Source organism: Desulfotomaculum sp. OF05-3, assembly GCF_003435535.1.
Lineage (GTDB): Bacteria > Bacillota > Clostridia > Lachnospirales > Lachnospiraceae > Pilosibacter > Pilosibacter fragilis.
Genome location: NZ_QWGO01000015.1, coordinates 66,251 through 87,521, shown reverse-complemented (window position 1 = coordinate 87,521; position 21,271 = coordinate 66,251). Strand labels below are relative to the sequence as shown.

The 21,271-nt window shown below is 48.0% G+C and carries 18 protein-coding genes and 2 tRNA genes; 10 read left to right on the top strand and 10 right to left on the bottom strand.

Annotated elements, in window-relative coordinates; genetic code table 11:
- The 4 genes from DXA87_RS09810 to DXA87_RS09795 form a co-directional block, all read right to left on the bottom strand.
- Window positions 1–672: transposase (locus DXA87_RS09810; protein WP_199537921.1), on the bottom strand; the 672-nt coding region annotated here is incomplete at its 3' end.
- 169 nt (window positions 673–841) lie between these two features.
- Window positions 842–1,324, bottom strand: coding sequence for a transposase (locus DXA87_RS09805; RefSeq protein ID WP_347473079.1), 483 nt, complete (start codon window positions 1,322–1,324; stop codon window positions 842–844).
- A gap of 98 nt (window positions 1,325–1,422) precedes the next feature.
- Entirely contained in the window at window positions 1,423–2,001 is a 579-nt protein-coding gene (locus DXA87_RS09800) for a TIGR01440 family protein (protein WP_117504154.1), read from the bottom strand.
- 39 nt (window positions 2,002–2,040) lie between these two features.
- Window positions 2,041–3,498, bottom strand: coding sequence for a nicotinate phosphoribosyltransferase (locus tag DXA87_RS09795; RefSeq protein ID WP_117504152.1), 1,458 nt, complete (start codon window positions 3,496–3,498; stop codon window positions 2,041–2,043).
- A 949-nt stretch (window positions 3,499–4,447) separates the two neighbouring features.
- Here DXA87_RS09795 and ileS point away from each other — a divergent pair.
- The 7 genes from ileS to DXA87_RS09760 all read left to right on the top strand — a co-directional run bounded on the left by ileS (window position 4,448) and on the right by DXA87_RS09760 (window position 13,836).
- Window positions 4,448–7,651 carry an isoleucine--tRNA ligase gene (ileS, locus tag DXA87_RS09790; RefSeq protein WP_117504150.1) on the top strand — a complete coding sequence of 1,068 codons (3,204 nt, stop codon included), beginning with the start codon at window positions 4,448–4,450 and terminating at the stop codon, window positions 7,649–7,651.
- A gap of 182 nt (window positions 7,652–7,833) precedes the next feature.
- Window positions 7,834–10,290, top strand: coding sequence for a glycogen/starch/alpha-glucan phosphorylase (locus tag DXA87_RS09785; RefSeq protein ID WP_117504148.1), 2,457 nt, complete (start codon window positions 7,834–7,836; stop codon window positions 10,288–10,290).
- Between the two features lie 164 nt (window positions 10,291–10,454).
- Window positions 10,455–11,324: a SpoIID/LytB domain-containing protein gene (locus DXA87_RS09780; protein WP_158553065.1), complete on the top strand. Its 870-nt coding sequence runs from the start codon at window positions 10,455–10,457 to the stop codon at window positions 11,322–11,324.
- A 217-nt stretch (window positions 11,325–11,541) separates the two neighbouring features.
- Entirely contained in the window at window positions 11,542–12,405 is an 864-nt protein-coding gene (locus tag DXA87_RS09775) for a M23 family metallopeptidase (RefSeq protein ID WP_242998032.1), read from the top strand.
- Window positions 12,406–12,567: 162 nt separating this feature from the next.
- On the top strand, window positions 12,568–12,840 hold the full coding sequence (locus DXA87_RS09770; protein WP_015553714.1) for a spore coat associated protein CotJA: 273 nt from the start codon (window positions 12,568–12,570) through the stop codon (window positions 12,838–12,840).
- Window positions 12,837–13,211, top strand: coding sequence for a spore coat protein CotJB (locus tag DXA87_RS09765; protein ID WP_242992124.1), 375 nt, complete (start codon window positions 12,837–12,839; stop codon window positions 13,209–13,211). The genes DXA87_RS09770 and DXA87_RS09765 overlap by 4 nt, the downstream gene beginning before the upstream one ends.
- A gap of 1 nt (window position 13,212) precedes the next feature.
- Complete coding sequence (locus DXA87_RS09760) at window positions 13,213–13,836, top strand: manganese catalase family protein (protein WP_117484349.1); 624 nt, start codon at window positions 13,213–13,215, stop codon at window positions 13,834–13,836.
- Window positions 13,837–13,920: 84 nt separating this feature from the next.
- Here the strand turns inward: DXA87_RS09760 and DXA87_RS09755 are convergent, their stop codons facing one another.
- The 5 genes from DXA87_RS09755 to DXA87_RS09735 form a co-directional block, all read right to left on the bottom strand.
- Window positions 13,921–14,091, bottom strand: a complete 171-nt coding sequence (locus DXA87_RS09755; protein WP_021903995.1) for a DUF1540 domain-containing protein — start codon at window positions 14,089–14,091, stop codon at window positions 13,921–13,923.
- Window positions 14,092–14,214: 123 nt separating this feature from the next.
- Window positions 14,215–14,631 carry a CBS domain-containing protein gene (locus DXA87_RS09750; RefSeq protein ID WP_015553710.1) on the bottom strand — a complete coding sequence of 139 codons (417 nt, stop codon included), beginning with the start codon at window positions 14,629–14,631 and terminating at the stop codon, window positions 14,215–14,217.
- An 11-nt stretch (window positions 14,632–14,642) separates the two neighbouring features.
- Window positions 14,643–15,239 carry a lactate utilization protein gene (locus DXA87_RS09745; protein ID WP_117470352.1) on the bottom strand — a complete coding sequence of 199 codons (597 nt, stop codon included), beginning with the start codon at window positions 15,237–15,239 and terminating at the stop codon, window positions 14,643–14,645.
- Window positions 15,240–15,888: 649 nt separating this feature from the next.
- A tRNA-Glu gene (locus DXA87_RS09740) sits at window positions 15,889–15,960 on the bottom strand.
- 4 nt (window positions 15,961–15,964) lie between these two features.
- A tRNA-Pro gene (locus tag DXA87_RS09735) sits at window positions 15,965–16,038 on the bottom strand.
- A 958-nt stretch (window positions 16,039–16,996) separates the two neighbouring features.
- Between DXA87_RS09735 and gpmI the strand changes: the two genes are divergently transcribed.
- Window positions 16,997–18,541, top strand: coding sequence for a 2,3-bisphosphoglycerate-independent phosphoglycerate mutase (gpmI, locus tag DXA87_RS09730; protein ID WP_117504144.1), 1,545 nt, complete (start codon window positions 16,997–16,999; stop codon window positions 18,539–18,541).
- 225 nt (window positions 18,542–18,766) lie between these two features.
- Window positions 18,767–19,087: a thioredoxin gene (gene trxA, locus DXA87_RS09725; protein WP_117504142.1), complete on the top strand. Its 321-nt coding sequence runs from the start codon at window positions 18,767–18,769 to the stop codon at window positions 19,085–19,087.
- Between the two features lie 85 nt (window positions 19,088–19,172).
- On the opposite strand, the gene DXA87_RS09720 is transcribed toward trxA, so the two are convergent.
- Window positions 19,173–20,261, bottom strand: a complete 1,089-nt coding sequence (locus DXA87_RS09720; RefSeq protein WP_117504140.1) for a dihydrodipicolinate reductase — start codon at window positions 20,259–20,261, stop codon at window positions 19,173–19,175.
- Window positions 20,262–20,404: 143 nt separating this feature from the next.
- On the opposite strand from DXA87_RS09720, the gene DXA87_RS09715 reads away from it, so the two are divergent.
- Entirely contained in the window at window positions 20,405–21,241 is an 837-nt protein-coding gene (locus tag DXA87_RS09715; RefSeq protein WP_158553064.1) for a MerR family transcriptional regulator, read from the top strand.
- Window positions 21,242–21,271: the final 30 nt, after the last annotated feature.

Here is a 21,271-nt window from a genome sequence, read left to right as displayed (position 1 = left end):
GCGAAGCAGGAGATGGATGGTTGGATAATCATTCAGGTACTCGTCGAGAATCGGCTGCAGGAAATCGGTTACACCGGTACAGGAATAAGCCGCTCCATCACGGAGTTGGATTTTTATCAGATCACCAGTGATTCTGTCATAACAGACGAGCGGATGGTAGCCATTACTCTGATAATGGAAGTTAAATGCCCTGCCTTCCTGTTTGCCGTATGCTGCGAGGAGCGTGGAATCCAGATCCAGGATCACGGCCTGAGGTATCTGGATGCTGTAGAGCCTTTTTCTGAGTATCCGGCTGATCTCCTGGAACTGCTTTAAAGTATCTTCATCCATGCGGTTAAAGAATCCTGATACGGTTGGCTGGGATGCTAATGCGGATTTTTCAAGTACAGCTTTAAAAACAGGATCATTGGTCAGTTCATCCGAAGCATCATCTTCGAAGTAACCGGCCATGATCATATATATCATCTGGAGAAGGTTATCCCTGTCCGTATGATATCGAAACACTGCAGAATCATTGGTCTTAAATGAACGGTTTAAAATCCGTTCAATGCCAAGTCTGCTTATGAACTCTTTGATGAGGAGTAAGCCTGCATCGGAGGATAAGTCGCCTCCATCAAAATTTATTTTAATTTGCCTATTGCTTTGAAGTGAAAAGGTGTTTACAATACTCATAAAGGGCTCCTTTGTTGGTATTTATTTTGATTATACACCTTATATTTTACCACAAATGGATGCTCTTTTTTATTCACTTAACAAGTGAAAAGCAATTAAAAGCAATATGCAATTAAAATACAGTAACTATGTGGCTTTCAGCCACGATTACGGCTTTGCCGTGAATAATTCAGGTATATTTATTGGCTGCCGATTCAATCTTGGTGCCATCAATAAAAATGGTCTTTCCCGAAATCTCACCAAGAAGATAGAGCAGATCTGACATTTGGGCAAGCAGAACCTTTGCGCAGGCAGAAAAATGTAGGGAGATAAAACGCGCAATCGTTGCATGATCAGGAGCAGGCATTCCTTCAAGGAGATACATAAAGTTGATATCCCGTTTACATGCTTTTCGGATATCTCGACTTGAGTAGATTCGATTCATTGCTGCATAGATAACGAGTTTCAGCATCTGACGCGGCGTTGCCTGATTTTTTCTGATCCTGCCATAAGTTTTATATAGTTCATAAAGGTCCATTTCCTCCACAAAGGCACTTACCGGACGAACTGGATCATCAGATGGAATAGAAATCTCTAAATCCAGCGGAAGTTTAATTTGATAATACAGCGAAAATGAGGTATAATCCTTCTGTATTATTTTGTTTAGTCGCATAAACTGATTATACCACGAACGCCGGGCTTTTCGAAGCTCGGCGTTTTGTGTTGGATATATAAAATGAGCTGCCGCACGTTAGTGCGACAGCCCCTTTTTTATTTCTGATAAGCAGCCCGCTCGCCGCCGATATATTTGAGCCGTGTTCTCGCACAGACAACATGGGCGGAGCCGATGGATTTGATGGTGGTGCGGACCGGAACGGCGACATGGCGCAGATGCATACCGATCAAGGTGTCACCGATATCGATCCCGGCGTGTGCCTGGATATATTCCACAGCGCATGGATGCTCGAATTCGTTCCATGCGGCGGTGGAGAAGGATCCGCCTGCCTTTAACTGCGGTTTTACATTGACCATCTCCAGGCCATATTTCTCGGCGCACTCTTCCTCGACGATCAGGGCGCGGTTTAAGTGCTCGCAGCACTGGGCGGCGAGGTAGAGACCATGTTTTTTTGTCACGTTGGAGAGAGCGGTGAAGACAGCCTGACCCACTTCACTGCTGGAGTAGCAACCAATCACATGGGCAGCAATCTCGCTGGAGGAGCAGCCAACAACCAGAATCTGGCCCGGTTTCATATTGGCGATCTCGATCAGTTCCTCTGCAACGGCTTTTGTCTGTTCATAAATTAAGTCAAGATCCACATCGATGGATGTGGCGATATCTGTTGCACTCATGATAATTACCTCCTGGTAAAGTTATAAGAAGTTCCTGTTTTACTCAAAATGATACTTGTCTAACAGCTCATGCTTCATATCCCAAAGCGGCTTGGAAAGATCCACATGGACCTCATGCGGGTTTACGAGACGTTTTGTCTCATCCCATAAGGTATTGAGCTCTTCCTTGCAGTATTTCTGCATCTCCATGACCTTCGGGGAGTGGTAGACACACTCGCCGTCCTTGAATACCTGTACCGGAAGCTCACGCATCGTGTAGGTTCCGGGAGCGAGGAGTGTCTTTTTCCAAGTTGCCACCGGGTCGAAGAGCAGTAACGGTTCGTCCTCGTTGAAGGTCTCTCCCACGAGACAGATAATGTCCGCGATGACCTTGTGGCTGTCCTTTCCGTAGATACGGTAGGTGGTCTTGTTGCCCGGGTTTGTGATCTTCTCCTCGTTCTCGGAGAGCTTGATCTTCGGGATGAACTTTCCAGTCTTCTTGTCCATGATCGCCGCGAGCTTATAAACACCGCCGAAGGACGGGCAGTCCTTGGAGGTGATCAGGTTTGTGCCGACACCCCAGGAGTTGATGGTTGCGCCCTGGTTCTTTAAGCTTGTGATCAGGGTCTCATCGAGATCGTTGGATGCGGAGATCACAGCGTCCGTGAAGCCTTCCGAATCGAGCATTTTTTTCGCCTCTTTGGAGAGATAAGCGAGGTCTCCGCTGTCCATACGGATTCCGTAGAAGGTAAGCGGGATTCCCTCCGCGCGCATCTCCTTGAATACCTGGATTGCATGCGGGATACCCGAATTTAAGGTGTCGTAAGTGTCGACTAACAGGATACATGCGGTCGGATAGAGTCTCGCGTAGGTGCGGAAGGCGGTGAGCTCATCCGGGAAACTCATGATCCAGCTGTGGGCATGGGTTCCTTTTACCGGGACATCGAACATCTGACCGCAGAGCACGTTGGAAGTACCGATACAGCCGGCGATCATAGCGGCTCTCGCACCGTAGATTCCGGCATCCGGACCCTGGGCACGTCTTAAACCGAACTCCATGACTCCGTCTCCGCGTGCTGCATGGACGATCCGGGAAGTCTTTGTTGCGATCAGGCTCTGGTGGTTGATGATATTTAAGATCGCGGTCTCAACAAGCTGGGCCTGCATGATCGGGGCGATGACCTTTACGAGCGGTTCTCTCGGGAATACGACGGTTCCTTCCGGGATCGCGTAGATATCACCGGTGAATTTAAAGGTGGAGAGGTACTCCAGAAAATCTTCCCCGAAGAGTCCTGTGGTGCGGAGATAATCGATATCTTCCTTATCAAAGTGTAAATTTTCGATGTATTCGACAACCTGCTCTAAGCCGGCCGTGATGGCAAATCCGTTTCCATCCGGATTTGTGCGGTAGAATGCGTCGAAGATGACAGTCTCATTTGCATCCTTTGCATGAAAGTAACCCTGCATCATGGTCAGCTCGTAGAGATCTGTAAGCAGCGTCAGGTTTCGTTCGCTCATAATGTTTCTCCTTAAATTTCTCCGCGGTAAGTGTCAGCGGAATATTAAACGCAGCAGTCCGGAGCGTATAAAAATGCCGGACGATAATGACAGCTTAAGTGCGGTTCACCCCAAAAGAACCGGGCGGCTGTCAAACGTGTTGTGGTTGATTATATCAGTTCTTGTGCGAAAAGGCAAATTGCGTGTTAAAAAAGTAACGAACACTTCAAAAGAACGTAAAATGTGCCTAAAAAGTTAAGAAAGAAAACAGGAAGACGGCATCAATATGGAAAGATTTCGCAACTCCCGAGGGATTCCCTTGACTTTTAAATACCTTATTACTATAATTATTTTGATACCAAGGTCAAAAGGTCGGAAATCTGATGCAAGCTTGCTTGCAAGAGGATTTTTGACCTTGGGATCCGCCTAAAACATGAATAAGTAGCCATTTTTTGTAGAAAAATGAGCGGATTATGAATGTTTTGAGGATTGTGGAAGCACGTAGTGCGAAACAATCCGGTATCAAAGGGGGCAAAAGACCTTTTGACCCCAACATCATTATTTTGTCTGAGTGTAAAAAAATGTAACTATGAACAGATTCGATGGTTACATTCAGACGATCCATAGAAAAAAGCCATGACGGAGACAGTAGGTTCACAAGCAGAAAGCCAAAGCGAGCCGGGGACGATGGAAGCCCGGTGCTTTTTCGTGAAAGGAAGATCACTCCCGAGCTGGAAGCTGAACCCTGAAAGCGGTACTGCTTTTGGAAAGTAAGTGTACCCGGTGATTCCGCCGTTAAAGGGAACTCATATGTCAGTATGCAGCAATAGGTGGTTAAAAGCGTTATTTTCGCCCTGTTCTCATTGAGAACGGGGCTTTTTTATTACTGATTCAGCATACGACACACAAAACACGAAGAGCATAACAACGAGAAAGTTATGCGCAAAACATTGATTGGAGGAAATGTGTCATGTACGAGAAAGTATCAACAGACCTGAACTTTGTGGACAGGGAAAAACAGGTTGAGAAATTCTGGAAAGATGAAAAGATCTTTGAAAAGAGTATCGACAGCCGTAGAAAAGGAACCCCTTACGTATTCTATGACGGACCGCCTACCGCAAACGGAAAACCGCATATCGGACACGTACTTACCCGTGTTATCAAGGATATGATCCCGAGATACCGCACCATGAAGGGCTATATGGTTCCGCGTAAGGCTGGATGGGATACCCACGGACTTCCGGTAGAGCTTGAGGTCGAGAAGCTTCTTGGTCTCGACGGAAAAGAGCAGATCGAGCAGTACGGTGTTGAGCCGTTCATTGAGAAATGTAAAGAGAGCGTCTGGAAATACAAAGGAATGTGGGAGGATTTCTCCAGCACCGTTGGTTTCTGGGCTGATATGGAGAACCCGTATGTTACCTACCATGATGACTATATCGAATCCGAATGGTGGGCATTAAAACAGATCTGGGATAAGGGACTTTTATATAAGGGCTTTAAGATCGTTCCGTACTGCCCACGCTGCGGCACACCGCTTTCCAGCCACGAGGTCGCACAGGGATATAAGGATGTAAAGGAAAAATCCGCCATCGCCCGCTTCAAAGTGAAAGGCGAGGACGCGTACTTCCTTGCATGGACCACAACACCGTGGACACTTCCGAGCAACGTGGCTCTCTGCGTAAATCCGAAGGAGACCTACGCAAAGGTAAAGGCTGCAGACGGCTATACTTACTATATGGCAGAAGCCCTGCTTGATGCCGTTCTCGGAAAGCTTGCGGATAAGGAAAACGGAACTCCGGCATATGAAGTTCTTGGGACATGCACCGGTAAGGATCTTGAGTACAAGGAATACGAGCCGTTATTTGACTGCGCAGTTGAGATCTGCGAGAAACAGCACAAGAAAGCATACTTCGTGACATGCGCGGATTATGTAACCCTGACAGACGGTACCGGCGTGGTACACATTGCACCGGCCTTTGGTGAGGACGATGCCCAGGTAGGCCGCCGTTATGATCTCCCGTTTGTACAGCTTGTAGATGCAAAGGGCGACATGACAAAGGAAACTCCGTATGCAGGCGTATTCGTGAAGAAGGCGGATCCGATGGTCTTAAAAGACTTAAAGGAAAAAGGTCTGTTATTCGAGGCACCGGCATTCGAGCACAGCTACCCGTTCTGCTGGCGCTGTGACACACCGTTGATCTACTATGCGAGAGAGTCCTGGTTCATCAAGATGACAGCGGTGAAGGATGACCTGATCCGCAACAACAATAAGATCAACTGGATTCCGGAATCCATCGGTAAAGGACGCTTCGGCGACTGGCTGGAGAACGTTCAGGACTGGGGAATCTCCAGAAACCGTTACTGGGGCACACCTCTTCCGGTATGGCAGTGTGAGTGCGGAAAGATGCACTGCATCGGCAGCCGTGAAGAATTAAAGAAGATGAGCCTGAATTATCAGGATGTTGTTAAGAAATACAGCAAGGAGATGGACGGAGACAAGGGAGAGGTTGAACTTCACCGTCCGTTTATCGATGATGTAGTGATCACCTGCCCGGACTGCGGAAAAGAAATGCACCGTGTACCGGAGGTTATCGACTGCTGGTTCGACTCCGGCGCAATGCCGTTCGCACAGCATCACTATCCGTTTGAGAACCAGGAGCTTTTCCACAAACAGTTCCCGGCACAGTTCATCTCCGAGGCCGTTGACCAGACAAGAGGATGGTTCTACTCCCTGCTCGCTGAGTCCACGCTGCTCTTTAATGAGCCGCCGTACCAGAACGTTATCGTTCTCGGTCACGTTCAGGATGAGAACGGACAGAAGATGAGTAAGTCCAAAGGAAACGCTGTCGATCCGTTTGACGCCCTGAAGACATATGGTGCCGACGCGATCCGTTGGTACTTCTACATCAACAGCGCACCGTGGCTGCCGAACCGCTTCCATGGAAAGGCCGTTATGGAAGGACAGAGAAAGTTCATGGGTACTCTCTGGAACACCTATGCATTCTTCGTTCTCTATGCGAATATTGATAACTTTGACGCGACCAAGTACACACTGGAGTACGATAAGCTTCCGGTCATGGACAAATGGCTGTTATCCAAGTTAAATTCTACTGTTAAGGCAGTGGATGATGACCTTGCGAACTACCGCATCCCGGAGGCAGCAAGAGCACTCCAGGAGTTTGTGGATGACATGAGCAACTGGTATGTAAGAAGAAGCCGTGAGCGTTTCTGGGCAAAGGGCATGGAGCAGGATAAGATCAACGCTTACATGACTCTTTACACAGCTCTTGTGACGATCAGCAAGGCAGCAGCTCCGATGATCCCGTTCATGACAGAGGAGATCTACCAGAACCTTGTAAGATCCATCGATAAGACGGCTCCGGAGAGCATCCACCTCTGCGACTTCCCGACCGTTGATGAGGCACATATCGATGCCGAGCTGGAAGCAAAGATGGATGAAGTCTTAAAGATCGTTGTGATGGGACGTGCGGCAAGAAATACCGCAAACATCAAGAACCGTCAGCCGATCGCAAAGATGTTCGTAAAGGCACCGGAGAAGCTTCCGGAGTTCTATCAGGAGATCATCGAGGACGAGTTAAATGTGAAGTCCGTAGAGTTCACAGACGATGTGAGAAGCTTTACCTCCTACACCTTCAAGCCGCAGCTTAAGACGGTAGGACCGAAGTACGGAAAACAGCTCGGAAATATCAAGAAAGCTCTGGCTGAGTTAGACGGAAACGCAGCGATGGATACGTTGAACGAGAAGGGCGCTCTGACCTTCAACTTTGACGGAAATGAAGTCGTTCTCACAAAGGATGACCTCCTGATCGACATGGCACAGACAGAAGGTTATGTATCCGAGGCAGACAATACCGTGACCGTTGTTCTCGACACAACACTGACACCGGAGCTTCTCGAGGAAGGCTTCTACCGCGAGATCGTCAGCAAGATCCAGACCATGCGTAAAGAGGCTGGATTCGAGGTTATGGACCACATCTACGTTTACGCGGACAAGAATGAGAAGATCGCAGATCTGATCAAGAAGTACGCGGACGAGTTAAAGAGCGAGGTCATGGCTGACAACATTATGCTTGGTGAGATGGCTGGCTACACGAAGGAATGGAACATCAACGGCGAGGATGTTGTATTCGGCGTAGTGAAAGTGACAAAATAGACGGATGACAACAGGAAAAAGTTCCGCAGCGCGGGGATTTCATGAACAATATTTATGGACAGACCCGCAATGCGGAACCTTCCTGTAAATAAGGGGTTCACATTGACCGGATCACAGACGCGGCCTGAAGAGGCATGGCGTGGGATCCGGCCATTAAGAGAGTATAAAGGAGGACTTTAGGGGTGAGTCAGACAATTAACAAGGATGAACTGAAGAAGACCATTGTGTTTAACGTAAAGAGCATCTACCGCAAAACGATCGACGAGGTGACTCCGGCTATGGTTTACCAGGCTGTCGCACTTGCAGTTAAGGACATGATCATCGACCGCTGGATCGCGACTCATAAAGAGTACGACAAGCAGGATGCGAAGATCGTTTACTACATGTCCATGGAGTTTTTAACCGGTCGTTTCCTCGGCAACAATATCATCAGCCTCTGTGAGCAGAAGGAAATCGAGGAGGCACTTTCTGAACTGGGCTTTGACCTGAATTCCATTGAGGATCAGGAACGGGATCCGGCACTCGGAAACGGCGGTCTTGGACGTCTTGCGGCATGCTTTTTGGATTCCCTTGCATCTTTAGGCTATCCGGCATATGGCTGCGGCATCCGTTATCGTTATGGAATGTTCAAACAGCAGATCCGTGACGGATATCAGATCGAGGTCCCGGATGAGTGGTTGAAGGACGGCTATCCGTTTGAGATCCGCCGCGCAGAGTATGCGACGGAGGTCAAATTCGGCGGTTATGTGGAGACAGAATGGGACGGAAAGAGAAACCATTTCGTACAGAAGGGCTACCAGTCCGTTATGGCGGTTCCGTATGATATTCCGATCATGGGATACGGCAACAATGTTGTAAACTCTTTAAGAATCTGGGATGCACAGCCGGTGAATACCTTCAACTTAAGCGAGTTCGACAAGGGCGATTACCAGAAAGCTGTTGAGCAGGAGAATCTGGCGAAGACCATCGTTGAGGTCCTTTACCCGAATGATAACCATTATTCCGGAAAAGAGCTTCGCTTAAAACAGCAGTATTTCTTTATTTCTGCCAGTGTTCAGCGTGCCATCAAAAAGTACAAGGAAAAGCATGACGATATCCATAAATTCTATGAGAAGGCATCCTTCCAGTTAAACGATACACATCCGACCGTTGCGGTTGCTGAGTTAATGCGTATCTTACTTGACGAGGAGAACTTAGAGTGGGATGAGGCCTGGGAGATCACGACAAAGACCTGTGCCTACACAAACCACACCATCATGGCTGAAGCTCTTGAAAAATGGCCGATCGAGCTGTTCTCCCGTCTGCTTCCGCGTGTTTACCAGATCGTTGAGGAGATCAACCGCCGTTTTGTAGCCCAGATCCAGCAGAGATATCCGGGTGACAACGAGAAGATCCGCAGAATGGCGATCATTTACGACGGACAGGTCCGCATGGCTTACCTTGCAATCGTCGGCAGCTTCTCTGTAAACGGTGTTGCGAAGCTTCACACAGAGATCCTTGAGAAACAGGAGCTTCGTGACTTCTATGAGATGATGCCGGAGAAGTTTAATAATAAAACAAATGGTATTACCCAGAGACGTTTCCTGCTTCACGGCAACCCGTTGCTTGCAGATTGGGTGACCGATAAGATCGGAAATGAGTGGATCACAGATCTCTCCAATATTAAAAAGCTTTCTGTTTATGTGGATGATGAGAAGTGCCAGCAGGAATTCATGAATATTAAGTACCAGAACAAGATCCGTCTTGCAAAGTACATCAAGGAGCACAACGGCATCGATGTCGATCCGCGATCCATCTTCGATGTTCAGGTAAAACGTCTTCATGAATACAAGAGACAGCTCATGAACATCCTTCATGTGATGTATCTCTATAACCAGTTAAAAGATAACCCGAATATGGACATCGTTCCGAGAACCTTCATCTTCGGTGCGAAAGCAGCAGCCGGATATAAGCGTGCAAAACTGACCATCAAGCTCATCAACAATGTGGCTGATGTGATCAACAACGATAAGTCCATCGGCGGCAAATTAAAGGTCGTATTCATTGAAGATTACCGTGTATCCAACGCAGAGCTGATCTTCTCCGCTGCGGATGTCAGCGAGCAGATCTCCACAGCAAGTAAGGAAGCATCCGGGACCGGAAACATGAAGTTCATGTTGAACGGCGCTCTGACGATCGGAACCATGGACGGTGCGAACGTCGAGATGGCAGAGGAAGTCGGCAAGGACAATATGTTCATCTTCGGTGCGTCCGCAGATGAGATCATCAACCTTGAGAATAACGGTGGCTACAACCCGATGGATATCTTCAACAATGATCAGGATATCCGCCGCGTGCTGATGCAGCTCATCAACGGCTACTATTCTCCGCAGGATCCGGAGCTGTTCCGCGATATCTACAACTCCCTGCTCAACACCCAGAGCAGTGACCGCGCAGATACCTACTTTATCTTAAAGGACTTCCGTTCCTATGCGGAAGCACATAAGAAGATCGACCAGGCATACCGCGATGAGAAGTGGTGGGCAAGAACCGCGATGCTCAACACCGCATCCGCAGGAAAGTTCTCTTCCGACCGTACGATCGAGGAGTATGTAAGAGATATCTGGCATTTGAAGAAGATCAAGGTAGAGCTGAAATAATGTAACTGTGAAGGTACTTGACAGTTACGGATAACATAAAAAACAGACCCGTCTCATACAATAGTGATATCAGAAAAATTCGGAAGGAGTTTTTCGGGCAATCCGCCCGGAAGACTTCCGGATCTGAAATCCGGTATCACAGGTGTATGAGGCGGGTATTTTTTATGAAGCGTTTTTTTATGGTCTTATGGATGACGGTCATGATCCCCTATGTGACAACGCTGGCGTGGACAGGCCGGATCCGGACGGATACAGGGACGGAAGTCCCGGCGGAAGAGTTTCTTACCGGAGTCGTGGCGGCGGAGATCCCGGCAGAGTACGGGATCGAGACATTAAAAGCACAGGCGGTGCTTGCGAGGACATATATCTACCGGCTTGTGGATCCGGGGCTGGAACGTATCCGGGAAGAGGAACTGGACATAGATTGTCTCAGCATGAGGGAGATGGAGAAAAAATGGGGGAAAGAACATTTTAGAGAGTATTACGGGAAGATCCGTACCGCGGTGCAGGAGACAGAAGGACTCGTTGCGGAGTACGACGGGGAGCTGATCGAACCGTTCTACTGTGAGGCGTCGGCAGGAAAGACGAGGGAACTTGCCGCATATCCATATATCTGTTCGGTGGAGAGTCCGGGAGATCTGGAGGCCGGAGAATTTTTATGCGTCCGGACCTTTACGGAAGCGGAGTTTGCGGATAAGATCGGAAGGATTGGCGGGCCGCGTCCGGGAGCGGACGGCATTGCGGGAAAAATTCAGATCATCGAGCGGGATGATGCCGGGTATGTGAAGCGGGTGCAGATCGGGGATATGGATTATACTGGGGATGAGGTCCGGGATTCTTTGGGGCTTTTATCTTCCTGCTTTCATTTTTCGTCTGCGGACGGGAAGATCCGGGTGTCATCGAAGGGGATCGGCAGCGGATACGGATTCTCCCAGGCTGGGGCGGATGCGATGGAGCGAGAGCAGGGGAGTGAGTTCCGGGAACTGTTGAAATATTATTTTCAGGGGATTGAGATCGTGAAAATTGCGGAGTAAAAGAAGCTTAGACCAGGTTTCACCTATATTCGAGAACTTTGTATTTCAGTTTGTTCGATGCCAAAATGTATTAATTTCCTAAATAATGCCGGAGAGTATTTATTTAAGCCTTCATAAGATGGCCCACAGAAGATAAAAGGTGGATACGTCCGGAAAAAAGTATGATTTCGTGTATAACTTCATCGCCGTGGGTAAGAATATAACCGAGGTGATAAACGTGAAAGAAAGAGGAAATCAGCTTTTCAAGGACAAATTTGTCCTTGTCATGCTCGTACTTGGCCTGTTGACTATTGTTGCGGCAGCAGGCGCTGTAAGAATCCAGAAGGGGAGAGAAAATATCGGAGAGAGCCCCTATCTGGAGATCGAAGACCCGGACCATGTGATCGCGGGGGATTCCAACGCAGGAGCGGAGTCCGGCGGCGATACACTGGCGGGGGAACTGGCGGCATCCGGAGATGAAGCCGGGAATGGGGAACTTGCTGGGGACGGCACGGCTGTCGGTCTGGCAGACAATAAGAATGGTGCCGGAACTGGCGCTGATCCCGGCAATTTTGCCGGAGAAATTTCGATGGATACTGGTCTTGCTGATGCATCAGATAGCGCCCTGACAGGCGATCATTCCATGGCGGAAGCCGGTGCTGCTGTCAGCGAATCCCTGGTCCTCGATTTCGCAGACACAGATAAGCTCTCCTGGCCTGTGACCGGAAATATCGTTCTTGGCTACTGCATGGACACCACGACCTACTTCCCGACCCTGGACCAGTACAAAGTCAATCCCGCCAATGTGATCCAGAGCGAGGTCAGCACCCCGGTATCGGCTCCGGCGGACGCCAGAGTGGTCTCTGTTGGGACAAACGAGGAGATCGGTAATTATGTTGATCTCGATTTGGGAAACGGCTATACTGCCGTCTGCGGCCAGTTAAAAGAGATCCCTGTTGTAGAAAATGAATATGTCCGACAGGGGGATCTTCTGGGCTATGTCGCCGAGCCGACAAAATACTACTCGGTGGAAGGCACGAATGTGTTCTTCGAGTTTCTGAAGGACGGCGTGCCGGTGGATGCGCTGGATTTTCTGGAGTGAGAGATCACGATTACACGTAATTTGCAAAGTTAAGCCAAAAAGCCTTCAGGGAAGCTCTCTGGAGGCTTTTTATATAACAGGAAATTCCCTGTTGCATAAAAGGCACTAACGTGCCAAAGATGCATATTCTAATATCAGAACAAATAAAGGAGACATCCGCATATGAATTGCAGAAATTCCGATCTGCCGGATACCGCTATGGGTCCGTCCTGCGGCTGCGGCAGAAGTCTGTCTGATATTTCCGGCCCGGGACCTGTTGTGCGTCCGGTGGCCAACTTTTGTTTTGACGACAATGATCCAAGATTTCCGATAGGAATGGGATATGTTCCGATGCAGATGTGGGGGACCATATATCCGTTAGCCAGAGGTTTTGTCCGGGGAACGATCTTCCCGTCCCTGGATCTTCCATTTGCCGTGGGGAGGTGCAGAAGATGAGGGAACTATATCGATGCAGCATGATGCCGGGAATGCCGGCAGAACCTGTGAGTGACTCCCGCCTGTCAGCGCAGGATGTGATGCCTGCGTGCAGTACGTGTCAGAGCGCCGGGGGCATGACCGTTCAGGATAAAGAGCTGTTGATGCGTCAGATCATGGAAGCCGGTTTTGCGATGGACGACGTTGCCCTGTTCTTAGACACTCATCCGGAAAATCAGGATGCGCTTCGCTATTACAAAGCGGTCCGTGATATGCGTGACCAGTCCATGGCTGCCTATGAGAGGCGGTTTGGGCCGCTGAGATACACCGATGTCACGTCCATGTCCTGGAACTGGGTAACTGAAAAATGGCCATGGGAAGGAGGATGCTAAGATGTGGGTCTACGAAAAAAGATTGCAGTTTCCGGTAAATATAAAGGAACCGAATGCGAAGATGGCGCAGTTTATTATGAGTCAGTATGGTGGACCCGACGGCGAGATGGGTGCATCCATGCGTTATCTCTCCCAGCGCTACTCAATGCCGTATGGGGAGCAGAAAGCGGTTCTGACGGATATCGGAACGGAGGAGCTCGCCCATCTGGAGATCGTTGCGGCGATCGTTCACCAGCTCACGAGAAACTTAACAGCGGAGGAGCTGGAAGCGCAGGGATTCGGCCCGTACTATATCGACCATACCACGGGGATCTGGCCTCAGGCGGCTGGCGGTGTGCCCTTTAACGCCTGCGAGTTCCAGTCGAAGGGCGATCCTGTGACGGATCTCTTCGAGGACCTTGCTGCAGAACAGAAAGCCCGGAGCACCTACGACAACATTCTTCGTGTCGTGACAGATCCCGATGTCTGCGAACCGATCCGTTTCTTAAGGAAGCGTGAGATCGTCCACTTCCAGCGTTTCGGAGAAGCTCTTCGCGGTCTTCAGGAGAAGCTGGACTCCAGAAACTTCTACGCCTTCAACCCGAGCTTCGATCCGCAGCCGGCTGCGGTGGGAAATTCACGGTAGAAGAATAGAAAAAGAGATCCCGTTCCTTTTCCATAAAATTTATGGGAGGGAGGGATCTCTTTTCTCGTCAAACATCAGACCGGACTACATCTTGCACTGGAAGGAATCACAGTCGGTACATTCCTTTTTTGTAGGATTGAGTTCATGCGTTCCTACATGGATACGGTCTAAGGTGCAGTAATCCACATTTTCCGCATGATGCACGCAGTTATGGATCGAGCACTGGATGCTGTCGTTCTTTTCCTGATTCATCATTTCTCACCACCTTTTTCTGGGATGGTATCAGTATAACCGGACGGCAGAAAATGATGCTGGAAGAAAATGACAGGAACTTATGCGACGGTCTGAAAAAAGCCATTTCACCCGGAATCCAATAACTTAAGCATTTCCTGTTTTCTTATAGGAACCGGAAAAATATTTCATGATATCACGTCTCGTGATAATTCCGATAAAGGATTTATTGTCATCGAGTACCGGGACGAAGTTCTGCTGCATCGCCTTATCCAGCAGATCTTCCATCTTTGCTCCGGCGTTTACCGGGCTGTTGTCCTGACGGCGCTTTACCTCCATGACGGAGATCAGCTCCATATCCTTTAAACTCTGGTTCAGATGGCTCTTCATGTACCAGAGCAGATCGCCTTCTGTCAGCGTTCCCGCATACCGTCCCTGCTTTGTGAGAATCGGCAGGGCGGAATAGCCGTGCGCCTCCATCAGGTCGATCGCTTCTCTGAGGTTCGCGTCGGAATAAATAAATGCCACATCATTCTTTGGTGTTAGAAAAAACAGAATATTCATGTGTCTCTCCTTTAATATCCAAGATCTTCATTGATAAATACCATTTCAACTTCCATTCCGGTACAGGGGCGTTCTAAGATCAGGATCGCGTTACAGATCCGCTCCGGACTGTTGCAGTCATAGCACTTTTTGTCATCGGACACGACGCATGGAGTCTTCTTATTAAAACGCGCCGCGTTCTTTGGACAGGCGATATTTCTCGCGCGGTCCATTGCGGAGGACAGATCCGGCGCGATCTTATTTTTTCCGATCACATAGTATACTCGTTTCGGTCCAAATAAGCTCTCGGAAAGACGGTTTCCGCTTCCGTCAATGTTGATGATCTGACCGGTCTCTGCAGCGGCATTTGCGCTCAGTATGTATACGGTAGATTCTTTTTTTGCCCGGATCCTTGCATCCGGTCCCTGTTCCCAGTGCCAGATCACTTCGTTGTTTTTTTTGAGGATCTCAAAGAGATCCATCTCTTTTGCGGTCATACAGCCACCGAAGCCAACGGTCTCACCTTTGATCTGCTCAGCAAGATAAGCTGCAGCTTCCTCCTTTGTCTCAAAATATGATGTATGGAAACGATGGTTTTCGAAGTTCTTTTTTAATACAGGGTAATCCATAAGTTCTCGATGTTCCTCCTTCTGGTACAGACGGCAGCAGCCGCCGGGTCAGTGACGCAAAAACCGGTCCCAAAGCAGCAGCGGATCAGCTTTTTCTTGCGTAAATAGAGTCATGATACTTTACCATGACTCATTCATAGATATTATAGCATAAATTGTAACAAAAAGAGGAAAGAAAACATGAATTATTTGTGAAAAAAATTGAAATAAGTCATAGCGTATGGAAATAGGTTTCGGTCTGGAGTTCTTTGGATGGGTGATTTTGATATCATATTGACATTTAAAAAAAAATAGAATATGATGTAGGCAGCTAAGAAATGTGGTGAACTTTTCTCATGCGACGCAAAAACCCCAGAGGCTGCCACCTCTGGGGTTTTCTTGTTCGTTACGGTGAACCACTCCGCATAGGCTGTTGCTGCCTATTTATCTCTGTCCAGCCATTTGCATATGTAGCAGCTAACTACACCCGCTATAACAGAGACAAGAAATGTGGTGAACAATTCTGTCATGGACGCACACCTCCTTTCTGCTGGAGGTTCGGCAGCGTTTACAGCATATCACATTTTATATTGATATTCTACAATTTTCTATTAATGAAAACTATGATAGACATAAAAAAAGAAGCTGTATGGAATTCCATACAGCTTCATGACCTGTCCGGGAATCGAACCCGGGTTTACGCCGTGAGAGGGCGTCGTCTTGACCGCTTGACCAACAGGCCGGAATCGAGGCGACAAGATTCGAACTTGCGACCTCTGCGTCCCGAACGCAGCGCTCTACCAAACTGAGCCACGCCTCGATGTCTTTAAGGCTTTGCGTTTTGTGCTGTTCACCAGCAACTCGTATATAATAGCATGACCTTGAAAAAAATGCAAGCGTTTTTTGAAAAAATTTCAATTTTTTGAAAAAAAGTTATTTCGGAGAATCTTCCGGGTTCGGGGAAATTCCCACAAAGCCTTATTTTATAAGGAAAAACAGCGATTGAAGAGCATTGGCATCGCGTCTTACAATCAGGAAGAAAAATACCCGGAAAGTTCACAGAAACCGAAAAAATGAAAAGAAACATGAAAATTTAATTCAAAGATCGATAAGAACACTATGATCCTGACGGCAGATCCTAAATGCAAGCATTTGCAAGCAATATGAAGATGCAAAAATCATATTTCAGTACAGTCTGTTATACAGAACTGTAGTTCAAGCGATTGATGGAACGAATAAAAAGGCTGCCGCATTTCTACTCCTGCGGCAGCCTCAAAAAGAGGAGATTTATATTGTAAATGTTTTTGAAACAAAAGGGAGGGACCGACAGAACGCTCTGCCGGTCAAGTATGAAAAAGTATATCTTGTTCCAGGCTTGCTGTCCTGTTACGCTTTACAGGATACTGGAAAAATGTGTCGAAATATTGTGTTTGATGTGAAAAAATTGTGAAATCGCTGTAGGATAGAATGCTCACCTGGAAGGAAGCTCCTTTTTTCGGGTATGAGTTTTCTGGGGTGGAAATTCCGGACAGAACGAAGGCGGGGAGGATCGTGTAGATCAAGACTGATAAATTTATAACAATTTCTCCCTCCAAAACAGTTGCAGGAACGATATAATTGGTATAAAATATAGGTGTTTCTGCGATGATAGTACCAATATCAAAGCGTTAGACGGAAAGCTCCGTTCCGACCGCAGAAAATGATTGCATTTATAAAGAACGCAGGAAGCTTCCGTTTGGAGCTGGCTCCTGCAGTCACGCAATAAAGGAGAAAAAATCATGAGCAAAAAGCCAGTAGTGTTAATGATCCTCGATGGTTACGGACTGAATAAAACACATGAAGGAAATGCGGTATATGAGGCGAAGAAGCCGGTGATGGACCGCTTAATGAAGGAGTGCCCGTTTGTGGAAGGCCAGGCCAGCGGACTCGCTGTCGGACTTCCGGAGGGCCAGATGGGAAACTCTGAGGTCGGACACCTGAACATGGGCGCAGGGCGCATCGTTTACCAGGAGCTGACAAGAATCACAAAATCCATTCAGGATGGAGATTTCTTCAAGAACGAAGAGTTCCTCGCAGCTGTTGAGAACTGTAAGAAGAATAACTCCGCGCTGCACCTGTTCGGACTCTTATCCGACGGCGGCGTGCACAGCCATATCACCCATGTCTACGGACTCTTAGAGCTTGCAAAGAGAAACGGACTCGACAAGGTATTCGTTCACTGCTTCCTTGATGGACGTGATACTCCGCCGGCATCCGGAAAAGATTTCGTTGCGGCTCTGGAAGAGAAGATGAAAGAACTCGGCGTCGGCAAGGTGGCATCCGTGATGGGACGTTATTACGCGATGGACCGTGACAACCGCTGGGACCGTGTGGAGCTTGCGTATAAGGCACTGACAGCGGGTGAGGGCAATAAGGGAATATCCGCGACGGAACTGATCCAGGCGTCCTACGATGACGGAAAGACAGATGAGTTCGTCGTTCCGGCTGTTGTGACAGGGGAGGATGGAAATGCCATCGGATCCATCAGGGACAACGATTCCGTGATCTTCTTCAACTTCCGCCCGGACCGTGCAAGAGAGATGACCCGCGCGTTCTGCGATGACGAGTTTACAGGATTCCCGAGAGAGAAGAGAATCCACACCACATATGTCTGCTTCGTCGACTACGATGAGACGATCCCGAACAAACTTGTCGCATTTAAGAAAGAGACGATCAGGAATACTTTCGGTGAGTTCCTTGCTGCCCACGGGAAGACTCAGGCGAGAATTGCTGAGACAGAGAAATATGCCCACGTTACCTTCTTCTTCAACGGCGGCGTTGAGGAACCGAATCCGGGTGAGGACCGTATCCTTGTGAAGTCCCCGAAGGTCGCAACCTATGACCTTCAGCCGGAGATGAGCGCACCGGCCGTTTGTGAGAAGCTGACAGACGCGATCCGCTCCGGAAAATATGATGTTATCATTGTAAACTTCGCAAATCCGGATATGGTAGGCCACACAGGCGTTGAGAACGCGGCGGTCAAGGCCATCGAGGCTGTCGACGAGTGCGTCGGAAAAGCAGTTGAGGCAATCAAAGAGGTTGACGGCGTGATGTTCATCTGTGCTGACCACGGAAACGCAGAGCAGCTCATCGATTACAAGACAGGAGAGCCGTGGACCGCCCACACAACAAACCCGGTTCCGTTCATCCTCGTAAACGCAGGCGAGGGCTGCGGCCTCAGAGAAGGCGGCTGCCTCGCGGATATTGCTCCGACCCTGATCGAACTTATGGGAATGGAACAGCCGAAAGAGATGACTGGTAAATCTCTGTTAGTAAGAGAGTAAGAGAACTTTGGCGCGATATGATCATGCGAAAATAAAAACAGTTCCGGCGATATGGACAGAAGAGTCTGTATGCCGGGACTATTTTTATGTAACAGGAAATTCCTACCCGTGTGCAGTAACGCCAAAGATGCGTTATAAGAACAATTTCACAGCGTATACTTGACATAAAGAATCCTCTGACATTAAGATAAAAGAAATATTTTCGGCAGGACAAAAGCTTTTAATATGGCTGAATTGATTATCACTGCTGCAAATTTTGAAAATGAGGTTATGCATTCCGAAAAGCCGATCTTGATCGATTTCTATGCTGACTGGTGCGGGCCGTGCCAGATGCTTGCACCCGTAGTGCATGAGATCGCAAAGGAAAATGCCGGAGTCATTAAGGTGGGTAAGATCAATGTAGATGAGCAGATGGAGCTTGCCAGAAAGTTCCGGGTATTCAGCATTCCCACACTGGTGCTCTTTAAGGAAGGAAAGGCAGTATCCAGCTTGGTTGGCTTCCATGGAAAAGAGGAGATAGAGGAGATGCTTAAAAGCACGAAATAGATGGATGCGAGGAGCGGAAAAACAGTGAAACCGTATTGCATGGATCGTGCTGAAAAGATTGAGCTGGGGCCAAAGCCCCAGCTCATTATTTTGATCTGACATAAGTATTCAACGCATGAACACAATACTCATTATAGGGATATTTATCAGTCGTTACATATCCGGCAGGAGCATCGATCAGCTGCGGGATGCGGTTTACGATGGTGGCACAGGTCATTTCCACGGTTGCCGGACGATTAACGGAAACAGTAGTTTCCGGTTCCCCGATAAAGGTCCAGTCGTTGCGGTCAAATTCATCCGGTGCGAATACCTTACCTACACATTCCGTTACAAGGGTGATGCCTTCCTCGGTTTCTGTTGTTACAACTGCACGCATACCGGTAGGATCACCGGCCTTGATCGTTGCATTTAAGGTCGTGGAGAAAAGATCTTCGGAGTGAGTAGTTGGATAGCATTTCTGTGTCTGGGAGATAATATGAAGGTTCATCTTACTGCAGAGCCAGCCGTTCTGATTCCACATATAAGATGGTACATAACGTCCGCTTTCGATAAGCTCCTTCAACTCATCCGGTGACATAGTGTTGATATTTGCAATTTCTTTTTCAAATCGTTCCGGAGTAAAGCCTGCTCCATGACCCTCGGCAAGAGCAATACCGTAATCTTCAACATTATACCAGCTGCTGCCTAAGATCTTTGTTATCTTAAAGGAGGAGCCGGCAAGATTGGTGACCATAGTACCCCATACAAGATCACAGTAGCCAACGCCGGTCAGAGTGCAGTTTCCTTTTTTCGCGAGTTCATCTAATTTGTGGGTGAGAGCCGGAGAAGAATTCCACGGATACAGCGCTTCCTCACAGGTAGTAATGGCATTGATGCCATGCTTTGCACAGATCGTAAAGATATCTTCAAGCTCTGCAACGGTACTTCTGGTGGCGATGATGCAGACATCCGGCTTTAAGCTTCCGAGAAGCTCATCAGCCTGACGGGAATCAGAGATCCTGATACCGGTTTCCGGATAACCATCCCCTACAATTTCTGCCGCATCTTTTCCAAGAATGGCAGGGTTCATATCAAAAGCAGCAACCAATTCTGCGCCCTTTTCAATTGCATATCGGATCAGATATTTACCCATTTTACCACAGCCGTATTGAGCGAATGTAATTTTTCTTTCCATAAAAATACCTCCTTGATCAAGATGAGTGTTTGCCGGATCTACTTTGCTGATATAATTTTACACCTTATAGTAAGTATAAAGTCAAGAGGGGTTTGATGTTCCCGGAATTCTTTGCTAAAATCAGAAGGAGAGGAGGGATTACAATGAGAAATACACTTTTAAAGATCGGTGAGATGGCAGAGCTTAACCATGTCAGTACACAGACATTAAGACTTTATTCTAAGAATAAGCTTTTGGAGCCTCAATATATGGATCCGGAAACGGGCTACCGGTATTATACGCTGGAACAGTGTGCAAAGCTGGATCTGATCCGCGCCCTGAAAAGCTGCCATCTGCCGCTGGGAAAGATCCGCGAGATATTTGAGCTTTCATCGGAGGAACGATTACTGCAGGTACTTGAGGAACAGATCGGCGCTTTATCGGAGGAGATCTATAATTCTTCAGTAAGCAGGAATAATTTGCTTCGCATCCGTAGAAATATTCAGACGCTGAATGCTCTGCCGCCGTTTGGACAAGTGTTTTTTGAGTATGTACCCGAGCGAAAACTGGATGTGCAGAATACGGAGTTTGACTTCTTTTCCCAAGGCTATCAGGGCTATGAGAATATGCTCCGCCACATGCAGAATTATCTTCATGAAAAAAAGCTTCCTCCGTCCTATTTTATCAATGTCGGCACGATCATGGATAAAGAACATTTTATGGAAGGAACGTATACATCACAGACTGCATTTATATTTGTCGACGATTTGTACCCGGACACCGGAAGTATACGTACACTACCGCAGAGTATGTATCTTTCCGTGGCTTCGGACAATACGTCTTTGGAAGCAGAGTATGCAAACAGATTGTATGAGGAGATGACAAGACAGGATATGATCTCCTCCGGTGACTATATCTGTGAGGTTCTCACCCAGTTCCCGCTGGATCATTCGGAGCATATGATCTATAAGATCCAGATACCGGTACGGCGCAGATCGTAGGGATATTAAAAGGAGCCGCAAAATAACTGA